The sequence below is a fragment of the Mesorhizobium sp. CNPSo 4689 genome (genome assembly GCF_057784325.1).
In genome coordinates this window covers 22,287-35,920 of the sequence record NZ_JBWLUZ010000043.1, presented here as the reverse complement: position 1 = coordinate 35,920, position 13,634 = coordinate 22,287, and the positions used below count along the sequence as shown (strand labels likewise).

The window sequence follows — 13,634 nt, the reverse complement described above, 5'->3', positions numbered from 1 at the left end:
GTGAAGGAGGAGCCCGATCGTGCCTTCCCGCAGGCGCAATCGGCGCATGACAATTTCTGGGATTTCATTTCGCTGACGCCCGAGTCCATGCACATGATCATGTGGGTGATGTCGGACCGGGCAATCCCGCGCTCCTTCCGCTTCATGGAGGGTTTCGGCGTCCACACCTTCCGGATGGTCAATGCCAAGGACGAATCCACCTTCGTGAAATTCCACTGGAAGCCGAAGCTTGGACTTCAATCCGTGGCCTGGAACGAAGCGGTCAAGATCAACGGTGCCGACCCCGACTTCCATCGGCGCGATCTCTGGGAGTCGATCCAGGCCGGCAATTTTCCGGAGTGGGAGCTGCAGTTGCAATTGTTCGATCAGGACTTTGCCGACAGCTTTGACTTCGACGTGCTCGACGCCACCAAGCTGATCCCGGAGGAAATCCTGTCGCCGATCCCGGTTGGTCGCCTGGTCCTCGACCGCATGCCCGACAATTTTTTCGCCGAGACCGAACAGGTCGCGTTCATGACCCAAAACGTTCCGCCCGGCATCGACTTCTCCAACGATCCGCTGCTGCAGGGACGGAATTTCTCCTACCTCGACACCCAGCTGAAGCGGCTGGGCGGACCCAACTTCACGCATATCCCGATCAACGCGCCGAAGTGCCCGTTCCACCATTTCCAGCAGGATGGCCATATGGCCATGCGCAATCCAGTCGGAAGGGTGAACTACCAGCCGAATTCATTCGGCGAAGGCCCAAGGGAGTCGCCGCAGCGCGGCTTCCGCTCGTTTGCAGAAACCGAACAGGGGCCGAAACAACGCATCCGTGCCGAGAGCTTCGCCGATCATTACAGCCAGGCGCGGCAGTTCTACATCAGCCAGACGCCGCCGGAGCAAGGCCACATCGCGGCCGCGCTGACCTTCGAACTCAGCAAGGTGCAGACAGCGGCCATCCGCGAGCGGATGGTGTCCCACCTCATCAACATCGACGAGGGCCTGGCAAAAAAGGTCGGCGACGGGCTTGGCCTGAAGGCGATGCCGAAGCCCGCCGAAGCGGCCATTGCCACGCGGCAGGATCTTGCGGCGGCACCCTCGCTCAGCATCCTGGCTAACGGCCCCGATCGGTTCGAGGGCCGCAAGCTCGGCATCCTCGTTTCCGACGGCACCGATGCGGCGCTGCTCAAGGCGCTGACCGGTGCAGTGGCCAAGGCCGGTGCCAGTTTCGAGATCATCGCCCCGAAGGTTGGCGGCGCAAAGGCCAGCGACGGCAGCCTGATCGAGGCGCAGCAGATGATTGGCGGCGGCCCCTCCGTCCTCTACGACGCAGTCGCATTGCTGCCCTCGCAGGCGGCGATGGCAGACCTGATCAAGGAAGCGACGGCTCGCGATTTCGTGGCTGACGCTTTCGCGCACTGCAAGTTCATCGGCTACGTCGATACCGCGATGCCGTTGCTGGAGAAGGCAGGCATTGTGGACACTCTCGACGAGGGATGCGTTGCGCTCTCTGGACCCAAGGATGTTGCCAATTTTCTGAAGGTCCTTGGCGCGCTGCGTCTATGGGCGCGCGAGCCCAAGGTGAAGATGTCGTAGCCAGTGCGGCAGCCTTCAGCGGCGGAACCGCGCGCATCTGCGCCCGTCGTCCAGAGTGGGAGCAGGCAATGACGAAGGAGTTGGAAATGGACGATGACACCGTGCAAAATCAAGGCCGCCAGCCGCAGAAGCAATCTGGCGACAAACCCCGTCAGCATAGGGTTGAGGGCAAAGCCTTGCGGGTAAACGAAAACAGCGTCGAAGACCGCGACCCTTCCGCTTTGCCGGCGTCGCCGGACCAGCACTCCGGCGACCTGCTCAAACCGCACAAGGTTGAGGGCAAGGCTCTGCGGGTGAACGAAAACAGCGTGGACGACCAGGAACCCGCCCGCTCACCAGCGCCCCCACACAGGGAATGATCGCGTGGGTCGTCGCTGCCGTTCTTCACGACGGCGACGACGCTAGCGCATCAACCCTGCTGCTCGCAATGCGTCCTCGATGACCTTGGTAATGCCCGCAGCCGAACCACGCGCGTTGAGAGGCTGCGGTTCCGGGGTGGGATCGATATGAACCGCCCGCGGTTTTTCCGCCTGCGTAAAAGTCTGCAACGCGGCGCCCGAAGCGGGCTCGGTTTTTCCGGGGCGCCGCACGCTTGGCTTCGCGAGACCCCAGAAGCGGGCGACATGGCGTGTCGAGGAAATCCCCACGTCCAGCATGAATGGCCCTGCCCTGCCGAGGCCATCGTCGCCGGTCGTGTTGAGCGGCGTGCCATGGCCCATGCCGGCAATTGTATATTTCTCGATCAGTTCCCGGCCACTGGTGTCGCACCAGACCTGCCGTGCTTGACCATCGACTTCTTCCGTGCGTGTCGGGGCCTTGCCGACGCCATGCACCCCTTGCCATTGCGAGAGGATCGCGTCGGCATTCGAGGGCACAACGGTGTTGTCGGCCAAACCCTGCCAGACCGAAATTCTCGGCCAGGGACCGTTGTGTGGAGAGGCCTCGTTCAAGAGCCGCTGGAGTTCGGCTTTGGATGGGCCACCATGGCCCCGCATACGGTCGAAGGCTTCGGGAATAGTCGAGGCGCTGCCGTAGGCAAGCCCTGCAATGATCGCCCCGCCGGCGAACACCTCCGGGTAAGCCGCCAGCATCACTGTCGCCATGGCGCCACCTGCGGAAAGACCGGTGATGAAAATACGCTTGCGATCAAGACCATGCGCGACGACCGCCGCCTCAATCATCTGTCGAATGGAACACGCCTCGCCGTTGTCGCGCCGGATATCCCCAGACACGAACCAGTTGAAGCAAAGGTTAGCATTGTTGGCGCGTTGCTGCTCGGGGAAGATCAATGCGAAACCAAGCTCATCAGCGAATTGCGACCAGCCTGAGTGAAAGTTGTAAGCATTCGCGTTCTGGGTGCAGCCATGCAGCACGACAACAAGAGGTGCGCCCTTTGGCAGGCTTTTCGGACGATAATATTTTGACTTCAAAGCCCCCGGATTTGAGCCGAAACCCACTAGAGGAAGGAGATGGTCTGGCGCGCCGTGCTCGATGGTTTCAGTGAAGCGTTGTGCTCTCAGCGCGGCAAGCCGCGCGATCGTGTCGGAGATTTTTCGCAAAGGGAGCGTCCTTCGTTGTGACGCCCGAAATTGGACGGCAACAGGTGCAACGCGATTGCCACAGTATCGTTGCTGCACTGCACAAAAATTGAAACGGGGGATGCGATGAAGGGCACGGCCACAAACCAGGCGAGCCGCATCCAGCTCGATTTCCGGTAAGCAAAAACCCATCGTGGACGTGGAGCAATACCCGGCCTGCGCTCGGATCCGCTGACCATTCTCATCACCTCTGAGTAGGATGACGGCCTTGGGCAGAGGCGGTGACCGTCGGATGCCTAACGACCGAGTCAGCTTTGGGGGGTCGGCTTGGGTGGCCACAACATGAAAGCATCCGCCAGTATGCTATGTGCGCTGGGCAATTGTTAGCTTGCTGCCGCTGATCGCTTGAAGACGATGGTCACCTTCGTCCCTTCGCCGGCGCTAGACTCGACGTCGAACTGCGCCTTGGCGTTCTCGGTCAGTGAGTGTGCAATCAGCGCACCCAGCTTGCCGGGCTTGGGCCATGTCTCGCCTTCCGGCAGGCCGATTCCGTCGTCCGCAATTATGACCCGGCAGCCGTCGCCACTGACGATGCTATGCAGCGTTATCGTGCCGCCCTCGCGCCCCTGGAAGGCGTGTTTGAGTGAATTGGTCAGCAATTCGTTCACGACCAGGCCCGTCGGCATGGCGACATTGATAGACACTGGGTATGTATCCACCTTCATGTTTAGGCGGATACCCTCGACCGCATGCGAGCTCATCACCGCCGACGCGATCTGGCTGAGATAGACGCCGAGATCGACCTCCTCTTTCTGCTCGTCGGCCGATAGAGTCTGGTAGAGGATCGCCAGAGCGTCGACGCGCCCGGCGAGCCGCTCAAATCGTTTTTGGTCTGGCTCGGTTGCATTGCGCGTTTCCAGACGGATCAATGCGGTGATCATCTGCAGGTTGTTCTTCACCCGGTGCTGCAGTTCGCGCAGCAGGGTGTCCTTCTCGCGGACGCGCTCCTCCACCGAACGGGCTTCCTCAGTTTCGCCATGGGATGACACGTCGACCAGCGCCACGAGCCTGAAACAGACCTTGCCGTTGTCGTCTTCGATGACATTGGAATAGACGTCGACAATCGGTTGATTGTCCTCGTCGCGCTGCAGCCGGAAGGTGCCGACGAAATCGGTCTCCTCGACTACGGCCTCGGCCAGCGGCCGGTCCTTCTGCGGATGAATGCCTATGCCGGAAATTGCTGCCCAGTTTTGCCGGGTAAGCTTGGCCGCCTTCAGGCTGGCCAGTCGCTCGAATTCCGGATTGGCATAGACGACGCGCTCCTTCCCGCTCAGGTCCGAAACGGCAATCGCGATCGGCACCTGGTCGAGGAATTTCTTGAACTGTTCACTTTCCAGCGCGGTGGCGAGGTCAGGCGTATCGAGCAATTGCTCAACCGCCTCGGCCTTTTCTGAATCCGATGTCATCTAGGGCCTGTGCTTGCTTCGGGAGTTCAATATCATCAGTCATGCACTTCGCTCGCCACCGCCAAAGCTGGAAGCGGCGACGCGGTATTCAGGAGTAGGAAGGCACCAGCCTCGTGTCACGGAGCGGCCGATGACGTCACATTGCAGGACCAGACGATCTGCGCCGCCGAAACTGCCTACAGAACACCGCACTTCGCGGCGGTTTGTCGGCCATTTTCTTGCGCCATCGCTTCGGCCATTCTTGTGCCATGCTAGAGAGAACCCCGCTCTTGCGAACCGAGTCCCGCTCAACACGAACTCTTAGATTTGGCTAATGTTCCATCAAGTCTGCGGCATTAACCACTGCGCCGATAAGGCGGAGCCAAAATCAAAGTTGCCAACAGACAATCTACTGCCTCATGGAAGCCGGTTGGCACGGGAGGCGTTTGGGATCCTCACGTGCGCACTAGCTCGGCGCCGCCAGCTTCGCCCCTAAGGCGCCCTCGCAGCGGCCTCTCCGGATACGCTTACGCAACATAATGCCGATTCCGCGCGTTCTACGATGGAGCAGCTATGGCCGATCCAACAGACGGCCCCATGCGGCGACAAGATCGGAGGGCCAGGATGCCTAAGTTCAAAGAAGCGCTTGAGCGTGGAAAGGAAGCTCGCCGTCAGCAGGAGGAGTATCCCCGCGATGAGAAGGCGGAGCACGGGGCCCCTTTGGCGGACTTCGGCGCGCAAGCCAGGACCTGGCTAAATGACGTCGTGGTTGCGTCGTTGGAAGCGGCCAAGGCTGACGTGGCAGGCGAGATAACTGTCGACATAGACACCGCCCCACGCCGCCAGGTCAAAGCGTCAACGCCGTCAATCCGGTTCCAAATCTACAGGAAGCGAGGACCGGAGAAGAAGATCAGAAGGACGTTCACTGTCAGCGTTCAGTTGAGTGGAGGGGTCTCAGTGTCCGCACCTGGGATCGTGGCGAAAGATGTGGGAAACATAGGCGATAGGTCTGATGAGCGGTTCCGTAACCTGGTAGCCGAACTGATCGAGGACGCCGCTAGGGGCACGGGCATTTAGGCAATCTTTAGGCAAGGTCGCGGAGGGCTACGATGGCAACCGCTGATTCCGGTCAATGTCCCACACTCTTGCGGGCTCGGGGGATAGCTCGCTGCCTTAAAGCATCGCCGTTCGTCGGCGATCATGGCCCGATAGGCTGGTGCTGCGAGAGAGGATTGAACTCTCGACCTCTCCCTTACCAAGGGAGTGCTCTACCACTGAGCTACCGCAGCCGCCGATGGCGGGGCTTCTGCCATATCGAACCGGCAAGCGCAAGGCCAAGCGCAACGCATCTGTGAAAGCCTTTGCCGGATAGCTTTTGATGACATGGCGGCGCCACAATGTTGGCTATCCCTGAATGCCGGGCTGGCGGGTCGCCGGCCGGGACGGGACGATGGACGACAAGACAATTCCAGCGAAAAAGAGTGGCGCGAGCCGCAAGGACAGGCTTGCCGAGCAGTTGCGCGCCAATCTGCAGAAACGCAAGGCACAGTCGCGCTCGCGACGCACCGGCGCGGCCGACGAGCGGCCTGAAGGGCTGCAGGCGTCGGGCAAAACGGGAAAAGATTAACTCAAATCAGCCACACTGGCCGGCCACACTTGGTCCTGTGGAAATCCTATTTCTTGAACCAAGCCGGCCAATGGTCTAGACGGGCCGATACTCAAACGATTGAAACCGGCCATTCGGCCGAGGGGACGTTCTTCCATGGATCGCATCAGAATTGTCGGCGGCAACAAGCTTGCCGGAAGCATTCCGATATCGGGCGCCAAAAACGCCGCCCTTCCGCTGATGATCGCCTCGCTCTTGACCGACGACACGCTGACGCTGGAGAACGTGCCGCATCTGGCCGATGTCGAGCAGCTGATCCGCATCCTCGGCAATCACGGCGTCGACTATTCGGTCAACGGCCGCCGCGAGAAGCAGCAGGAAGGCTATTCGCGCACCATCAATTTCTCCGCCCGCAACATCGTCGACACCACCGCGCCCTATGAGCTGGTGTCGAAGATGCGCGCGTCCTTCTGGGTCGTCGGGCCGCTGCTTGCCCGCATGGGCGAGGCGAAAGTGTCGCTGCCCGGCGGCTGCGCCATCGGCACGCGTCCGGTCGATCTGTTCCTCGAAGGCCTGCAGGCGCTGGGTGCCGATCTTGACGTCGACACCGGCTATGTCATCGCCAAGACCAAGAACGGCCGCCTCGTCGGCAACCGCTACGTGTTTCCGAAAGTGTCGGTCGGCGCCACCCATGTGCTGATGATGGCGGCTTCGCTGGCCAAGGGCGAAACGGTGCTTGAAAACGCCGCTTGCGAGCCCGAGATCGTCAATCTCGCCGACTGTCTCAACGCCATGGGCGCGAAAATCTCCGGCGCCGGCACGCCCACCATCACCATCGACGGTGTCGAAGCGCTGTCCGGCGCCCGCGTCCGGGTCATCCCGGATCGTATCGAGACCGGCACCTATGCCATGGCCGTGGCAATGACCGGCGGCGACGTCGTGCTGGAGGGCGCTCGTCCCGAGCTGTTGCAGACCGCACTTGACGTCATCGCCCAGACCGGCGCCGAGATCACGCCGACCAATTCCGGCATCCGCGTGCGGCGCAACGGCGCCGGCATTGCGCCGGTCGACGTGACGACGGCGCCGTTCCCGGCCTTCCCGACCGATCTGCAGGCGCAGTTCATGGGCCTGATGACGATGGCCAAGGGCAAGTCGCGCATCACCGAGACGATCTTCGAAAACCGCTTCATGCACGTGCAGGAGCTGGCTCGGCTCGGCGCCCACATCACGCTCTCCGGCCAGACGGCGATCGTCGACGGCGTGTCGAAGCTGAAGGGCGCGCCGGTGATGGCGACTGATTTGCGCGCCTCGGTGTCGCTGGTCATTGCGGGCCTGGCGGCCGAAGGCGAGACCACGGTCAACCGCGTCTATCACCTCGACCGCGGCTTCGAGCGGCTGGAGGAGAAACTCTCCGGCTGCGGCGCGGTGATCGAGCGGATTTCCGGTTAGCAATCGAAAGGTCGGCGCCGCCCAGCGTCCTGCCCTTCGCTGTCGCTCCGGGCGTTCGTCGTTCGAAAAGCCAAGCAATTGGCTTTTCATCCGCTGCGCGGACCACGCCTCACTCCCGTCACTATACGGGGAGAAGTGCCCGGCAGGGCGATGAGGGGCAGTGCAAACCTGGGGCCGTTGGCGCGGTTGCGCGGATCGCCAAGACCGCCTAACAAGCTGAAAACCAACTTTCAGGTGCGAAATCCGCATGAATGCCCTCAAGCTTGTCGCCCTCGACGATCAGGATCTGAGCATCGTCTCGGCCCATGTCCAGGACGCAGTGATGAAGGTCGGCGACCTTGAATTCCTGCCGGCGGCCAAGCGCTTCGTGCTGACCATGAACCGCTTCGTCTGGGAGGCGAAGTCCGGCCTGTTCCGCCAGCACAATGAGCGGCGGCAGGCCGTGCTGCATTTCGACCGCGTGCTCGGCGCCAAGACCAACGGCATTGCCCGAAACAAACCGGCCGAGGTGCTGTCGCTGCTGGCGATCACCTTCGTCGAGATCAGCAAACCCGCCGGTATCGTCGAGCTGATCTTTGCAGGCGGCGGCACGATCATGCTCGATGTCGAGTGCATCGAGGCCCGGCTTGCCGACATTGGCGGCGCCTGGGAAGCCACCTCGCGCCCCGTGCACAGGGCCTGAGCGCACAAGATGGCCATAACGCTCCGCCAGTCCGATGCCGATTTCGAACAGCGTTTCGCCGCCTTCCTGTTGACCAAGCGGGAGGTGTCGGAGGACGTCGATGCCGCCGTGCGCGCCATCATAGCGCGCGTGCGCGCCGAAGGTGACGCGGCATTGATCGACTACACGCAGAAATTCGACAAGGCCGACCTGAACAAGCTTGGCATTGCCGTCTCCAGGGACGACATCGCCAAAGCTTACGACGACGCTGATCCGGCGACAATCGAGGCGCTGAGCTTCGCGCGCGACCGCATCCGCTCCCATCACGAGCGGCAGAAGCCGAAGGACGACCTCTATACCGATGCCGCCGGCGTCGAGCTCGGCTCGCGCTGGACGGCGATCGAGGCCGTCGGCCTGTATGTACCGGGCGGCACGGCGAGCTACCCGAGCTCTGTGCTGATGAACGCCGTGCCGGCCAAGGTGGCCGGCGTCGAGCGCATCGTCATGGTGGTGCCGGCGCCCCACGGCATCATCAATCCGCTGGTGCTGGTGGCGGCCGATATTGCCGGCGCGTCCGAGATCTACCGTGTCGGCGGCGCGCAGGCGATCGCGGCACTCGCCTATGGCACCGAGACGATCAGGCCGGTGGCCAAGATCGTCGGGCCCGGCAATGCCTATGTCGCGGCCGCCAAGCGCCAGGTGTTCGGCACCGTCGGCATAGACATGATCGCCGGACCGTCGGAAGTTCTGGTCGTGGCCGACGGCAGCAATGACCCGGACTGGATCGCCGCCGACCTTTTGGCCCAGGCCGAGCATGACGTGTCGGCGCAGTCGATCCTGATCACCGACGACCCGGCCTTCGGCAAGGCGGTCGAACAGGCGGTCGAACGCCAGCTCCAGAGCCTGGCGCGCGCCGAGACGGCAGCGGCAAGCTGGCGCGATTTCGGCGCGGTGATCCAGGTACCGACGATCGAGGCCTCTTTGCCGCTGGTCGACCGTATCGCGGCCGAACATGTCGAGCTCGCCATCGACGATCCGGAAGCCTTCCTGTCCAGGATGCGCAATGCTGGTGCGGTGTTTCTCGGCCGGCACACCCCGGAGGTGATCGGCGACTATGTCGGCGGCTCCAACCATGTGCTGCCGACGGCGCGATCGGCGCGCTTTTCTTCGGGCCTTTCGGTGCTCGACTTCGTCAAGCGCACCTCGACCCTGAAGCTCGGGCCGGAGCAGCTCCGGGCGCTGGCGCCGGCGGCGATCGCGCTGGCCAAAGCGGAAGGGCTGGATGCGCATGGACGTTCCGTCGCCATCAGGCTGAACATGTAGAACCATGTCTGACTACGATCGAACCCGCGCCAGGCTGATCGACGTCGAACTCGACGAATCGATCGGCCGTTCGACGCCCGACGTCGAGCATGAGCGCGCGGTGGCGATCTTCGACCTGATCGAGGAAAACAGCTTTCAGCCGATCAATGACGATGGCGCCGGGCCCTACCGGCTGAAGCTGTCGCTGGCCGAGTCGCGCCTGGTGTTTGCGGTGGCGCGCGAGGATGGTGCTGCTGTGGTCACCCACATCCTGTCGCTGACACCGCTGCGGCGCATCGTCAGGGATTACTACCTGATCTGCGAAAGCTACTACGACGCCATCCGCTCCTCGACGCCCAGCCATATCGAGGCGATCGACATGGGCCGGCGCGGCCTGCACAATGAGGGCTCGCAAACGCTGATGGACCGGCTTGCCGGCAAGATCGACATCGATTTCGACACGGCGCGCCGGCTGTTCACGCTGGTCTGCGTGCTGCACTGGCGAGGCTGACCTGCCTGCCCCTCTGCCCCGTTCGATCCTGTTCCTGTGCGGCATGAACGCCGTGCGCTCGCCGATGGCCGAGCAGCTGGCGCGGCGCATGCTGCCTTCCGCGACGTTCGTCGCCTCGGCTGGAGTGCACCGTGGTGAACGCGACCCGTTCGTCGACGCGGTGCTGGCCGAGGAGGGTCTCACGCTTGGTGAGCGTCACCCAAGGACCATGGACGACCTCGAGGACGACTATTTCGACTTGATCGTGACGCTGGCGCCGGAAGCACACCATGCCGCGCTCGAACTCACCCGCTCGCTCGCCGTCGACGTCGAATACTGGCCGATGCCCGACCCGACCGGCGCCGGCGGCACGCGCGAGCACATCATGGCCGCCTATCGCGACGTGCGCGAGCGGCTGAAGGCGCGGATATCCGGCCGTTTCCTCGCGCCAAGGGCCAAAAACGCCGCGGATTAAGCGTGTTCACAAGCGGATGATTATCATATAGGTTCCGCCGCAAATTCCGGCCGGCGCGCTGGAACTGCCATCCAAGCAAAGGTATCGAATGCCGAAGGAAGAAGTCCTCGAGTTTCCGGGTGTCGTGACGGAATTGCTGCCCAACGCGATGTTCCGGGTGAAGCTCGAAAACGAACACGAAATCATCGCCCATACGGCCGGCCGCATGCGCAAGAACCGCATCCGCGTGCTAACCGGCGACAAGGTCCTGGTCGAGATGACGCCCTACGACCTGACCAAGGGCCGCATCACCTACCGTTTCAAGTAAGATCAAGAGCCTGCCGGAATCGCGATGAGCATTTTGCAGAAGCTGGTGCTTGCTTCGGGTTCGCCGCGCCGGATCGAGCTTTTGCAGCAGGCCGGCATCGAGCCGGACCGCGTTTTGCCGGCCGATGTCGACGAGACGCCGCTGCGCGCCGAGCATCCGCGCTCGCTGGCCAAGCGGCTGTCGAAGGAGAAGGCTGAAAAGGCGCTCGCCTCGCTGCAGAGCGAAGACGACCATGCGCCATCCTTCGTGCTCGCCGCAGATACGGTGGTGGCCGTCGGGCGGCGCATCCTGCCCAAGGCCGAGACGCTCGACGACGCCGTGAATTGCCTCGGCCTGCTGTCCGGCCGTTCGCACCGGGTCTATTCCGGCATCTGCCTGATCACGCCGGGCGGCAAGCAGCGCCTGCGGCTGGTCGAAACCAGGGTGCGTTTCAAGCGGCTGCCGCGCGAGGAGATCGATGCCTATGTCGCCTCCGGCGAATGGCGCGGCAAGGCCGGCGGCTACGCCGTGCAAGGCCTGGCCGGCTCCTTCGTCGTCAAGCTGGTCGGCTCCTACACCAACATCGTCGGCCTGCCGCTCTACGAGACGGTGGCGCTGCTTTCCGGCGAGGGCTTCAAAGTCCACACCAGCTGGCTCGCCGCGCGGCCATGAGCCTGGACGACAAGGTGACGCCGCTGCGCCCGAAGCGCCCCTGCCCCGAATGTGGCAAGCCATCGGCGCGCGAGACCTATCCGTTCTGCTCGACGCGCTGCAAGGACATCGACCTCAATCGCTGGCTGAAGGGCGCTTATGTGATTACCGCCCGCGACGACGAGGAAGAGCCGGACGCGGACGGGCCGAAATAGGCCCGTTTGGGGCGGCTACCTCGCTGCCGCCACGGCAGATGATCGGTGTTCCAGAACGCTTGGCGTTTCCCACCTGAAATCAACGCTTAGGCGCTGGACAGGCGAAATTCCCGTGCTATAACCCACGCGCTTTCAAGGGGCGCCCACGGCGCTTTCCTGAAATCCGGTCAACGATATCTCGTTTGCCGGCGAGGCCCAGATAGCTCAGTTGGTAGAGCAGCGGACTGAAAATCCGCGTGTCGGTGGTTCGAATCCGCCTCTGGGCACCATCCCCTCTTCTCCCGACATGCCCTTCCCCCGAGGCCTCTATGCCCACGGCTCCATAAATGGCTGAAATCGCTTATTTTTTTGGCGCGAACAGCGTACCGGGGCGTGTTGCCCGGATTTTCGGCGTATTTGGGCCAACGAGCCGGCGGGTTGGTATTTTTGTTGGTATCGGACAACCTGTTGGTATCGAAGCAGCCAATAGGATGTCCCAGAGATGGCCTTATCCGACGTGAAATGTCGAAACGCCCGTCCAGCTTCCAAGCTCTTGAAATTGTCCGACGGTGGCGGGCTCCAGCTTTGGGTGCAGCCCACCGGAACCCGCTTATGGCGCCTCGCCTATCGGTTTGACGGGAAGCAGAAACTTCTGGCGCTGGGAAGCTATCCTCTCGTCTCCCTCGCCGAGGCACGCCAGGCGCGCGATGACGCTAAACGTCTCCTGATAGCTGGCACCGATCCCGGACAGGAACGCAGTTCGCGGAAGGCCGACTCGTCGAAGGAGTCCTTTCGCTCAATTGCTGACGAATATGTTGACAAACTTACGAAGGAGGGACGTGCCGACCGGACGATCAGCAAGGTGAAATGGCTGCTCGATTTTGCCTATCCCACCTTCGGCGACAAATGCATTCGGGAGATCGATCCAGCAACCGTCCTTATGGCCCTCCGTGGCGTGGAGATACGCGGGCGATACGAGTCGGCCAGGCGACTGCGCTCCACTATCGGCACCGTGTTTCGATACGCGATCGCAACTTCACGCGCCGAGGCAGATCCGACGCTCGCACTGAGAGGCGCACTCATCAGCCCAACGGTCACGCCACGCGCCGCAATCACCGAGCCCAAAGCCCTGGGCGGCTTGCTTAGGGCGATCGATACATTTGATGGACAGCCGACTACCCGAGCGGCCTTAAAGCTGATGGCGCTGCTGTTTCCCCGCCCCGGCGAGCTGCGCGCGGCCGAATGGGACGAGTTCGATTTCGAAAGCTCGGTGTGGATCATTCCTCAAGCACGCATGAAGATGCGACGGCCGCATCGCGTGCCCCTTTCGAGACAGGCCGCCAACGTCCTGATCTCACTTAGAGAAATCTCCGGTGGAGGACCTTTGTTGTTTCCTGGTGTCCGCTCGGGGTCGCGCCCGATTTCCGACAACACGCTTAACGCCGCCCTTCGGCGTCTGGGCTATGGCAAAGATGAAGCTACCGCGCACGGTTTTCGAGCAACGGCATCAACTCTGCTAAACGAATGCGGCAAGTGGCATCCGGACGCCATAGAGCGGCAGCTGGCCCACATCGAGAACAACGACGTGCGTCGCGCCTACGCCCGGGCAGAGCACTGGGAAGAGCGCGTTAAGATGATGCAATGGTGGGCCGATTATCTGGATGAACTGGAGAGCAAAAACGCGCGGGTGATCTCAATCGGGGAACGCGGCAAGCCTGCTGTCCATACACCATCGCGAGGGTCCACTTTGAACCCAACAGCGACGGTTCACCAAACGCCGAGACGAGCCTCCAACCTTCGAAGATCATACTGAGTTCAAAAAACGTCGAAACTGACAACCCATTTCCTTCGTATTCTCTCGTATCGTCTGGCGACCTCAGGACCAGGAGGAAGACTAGTTCTCGCAGTGTCTTTGTCTTATCCCACGTAATGAACTCATGGCGACCAAGAGACTTGAAC

Annotated in this window: 15 protein-coding genes and 2 tRNA genes; 14 read left to right on the top strand and 3 right to left on the bottom strand. The window is 62.1% G+C overall.

Going from position 1 to position 13,634, the window contains the following annotated elements; genetic code table 11:
• On the top strand, positions 1 to 1,578 hold a 1,578-nt coding region (gene katE, locus AC04SI_RS29885; protein ID WP_488475434.1), incomplete at its 5' end, for a catalase.
• Between the two features lie 86 nt (positions 1,579 to 1,664).
• Positions 1,665 to 1,937 (top strand): hypothetical protein, encoded by a 273-nt coding sequence (locus AC04SI_RS29880; protein ID WP_404281499.1) that lies wholly within the window; start codon positions 1,665 to 1,667, stop codon positions 1,935 to 1,937.
• A gap of 42 nt (positions 1,938 to 1,979) precedes the next feature.
• Here AC04SI_RS29880 and AC04SI_RS29875 read toward each other — a convergent pair whose 3' ends face one another.
• Positions 1,980 to 3,137: an extracellular catalytic domain type 1 short-chain-length polyhydroxyalkanoate depolymerase gene (locus AC04SI_RS29875; RefSeq protein WP_404281497.1), complete on the bottom strand. Its 1,158-nt coding sequence runs from the start codon at positions 3,135 to 3,137 to the stop codon at positions 1,980 to 1,982.
• A gap of 362 nt (positions 3,138 to 3,499) precedes the next feature.
• On the bottom strand, positions 3,500 to 4,582 hold the full coding sequence (locus AC04SI_RS29870) for a sensor histidine kinase (RefSeq protein WP_404281495.1): 1,083 nt from the start codon (positions 4,580 to 4,582) through the stop codon (positions 3,500 to 3,502).
• A gap of 603 nt (positions 4,583 to 5,185) precedes the next feature.
• On the opposite strand from AC04SI_RS29870, the gene AC04SI_RS29865 reads away from it, so the two are divergent.
• Positions 5,186 to 5,638, top strand: coding sequence for a hypothetical protein (locus AC04SI_RS29865; protein ID WP_404281493.1), 453 nt, complete (start codon positions 5,186 to 5,188; stop codon positions 5,636 to 5,638).
• Between the two features lie 137 nt (positions 5,639 to 5,775).
• On the opposite strand, the gene AC04SI_RS29860 is transcribed toward AC04SI_RS29865, so the two are convergent.
• A tRNA-Thr gene (locus AC04SI_RS29860) sits at positions 5,776 to 5,850 on the bottom strand.
• Between the two features lie 161 nt (positions 5,851 to 6,011).
• Between AC04SI_RS29860 and AC04SI_RS29855 the strand changes: the two genes are divergently transcribed.
• The 11 genes from AC04SI_RS29855 to AC04SI_RS29805 all read left to right on the top strand — a co-directional run bounded on the left by AC04SI_RS29855 (position 6,012) and on the right by AC04SI_RS29805 (position 13,488).
• Positions 6,012 to 6,188 carry a hypothetical protein gene (locus AC04SI_RS29855; protein ID WP_120018508.1) on the top strand — a complete coding sequence of 59 codons (177 nt, stop codon included), beginning with the start codon at positions 6,012 to 6,014 and terminating at the stop codon, positions 6,186 to 6,188.
• Between the two features lie 135 nt (positions 6,189 to 6,323).
• Entirely contained in the window at positions 6,324 to 7,616 is a 1,293-nt protein-coding gene (murA, locus tag AC04SI_RS29850; protein ID WP_006200919.1) for a UDP-N-acetylglucosamine 1-carboxyvinyltransferase, read from the top strand.
• A gap of 247 nt (positions 7,617 to 7,863) precedes the next feature.
• Positions 7,864 to 8,298, top strand: a complete 435-nt coding sequence (locus AC04SI_RS29845; protein WP_488475433.1) for a DUF2948 family protein — start codon at positions 7,864 to 7,866, stop codon at positions 8,296 to 8,298.
• A 9-nt stretch (positions 8,299 to 8,307) separates the two neighbouring features.
• Positions 8,308 to 9,600, top strand: coding sequence for a histidinol dehydrogenase (hisD, locus tag AC04SI_RS29840; RefSeq protein WP_404281488.1), 1,293 nt, complete (start codon positions 8,308 to 8,310; stop codon positions 9,598 to 9,600).
• A 4-nt stretch (positions 9,601 to 9,604) separates the two neighbouring features.
• A complete protein-coding gene (locus AC04SI_RS29835; protein ID WP_006200922.1) occupies positions 9,605 to 10,090 on the top strand; it encodes a UPF0262 family protein in 486 nt (161 codons plus the stop codon).
• Between the two features lies 1 nt (position 10,091).
• Entirely contained in the window at positions 10,092 to 10,544 is a 453-nt protein-coding gene (locus AC04SI_RS29830; protein WP_404281618.1) for an arsenate-mycothiol transferase ArsC, read from the top strand.
• 88 nt (positions 10,545 to 10,632) lie between these two features.
• Positions 10,633 to 10,851 (top strand): translation initiation factor IF-1, encoded by a 219-nt coding sequence (infA, locus tag AC04SI_RS29825; RefSeq protein WP_006200926.1) that lies wholly within the window; start codon positions 10,633 to 10,635, stop codon positions 10,849 to 10,851.
• 24 nt (positions 10,852 to 10,875) lie between these two features.
• Positions 10,876 to 11,502 carry a Maf-like protein gene (locus AC04SI_RS29820; RefSeq protein WP_006200928.1) on the top strand — a complete coding sequence of 209 codons (627 nt, stop codon included), beginning with the start codon at positions 10,876 to 10,878 and terminating at the stop codon, positions 11,500 to 11,502.
• Complete coding sequence (yacG, locus tag AC04SI_RS29815) at positions 11,499 to 11,696, top strand: DNA gyrase inhibitor YacG (RefSeq protein ID WP_006200929.1); 198 nt, start codon at positions 11,499 to 11,501, stop codon at positions 11,694 to 11,696. The genes AC04SI_RS29820 and yacG overlap by 4 nt, the downstream gene beginning before the upstream one ends.
• A 193-nt stretch (positions 11,697 to 11,889) precedes the next feature.
• Positions 11,890 to 11,965 (top strand) — tRNA-Phe (locus AC04SI_RS29810).
• Positions 11,966 to 12,177: 212 nt separating this feature from the next.
• Entirely contained in the window at positions 12,178 to 13,488 is a 1,311-nt protein-coding gene (locus AC04SI_RS29805) for a tyrosine-type recombinase/integrase (RefSeq protein ID WP_488475432.1), read from the top strand.
• Positions 13,489 to 13,634 lie beyond the last annotated feature (146 nt).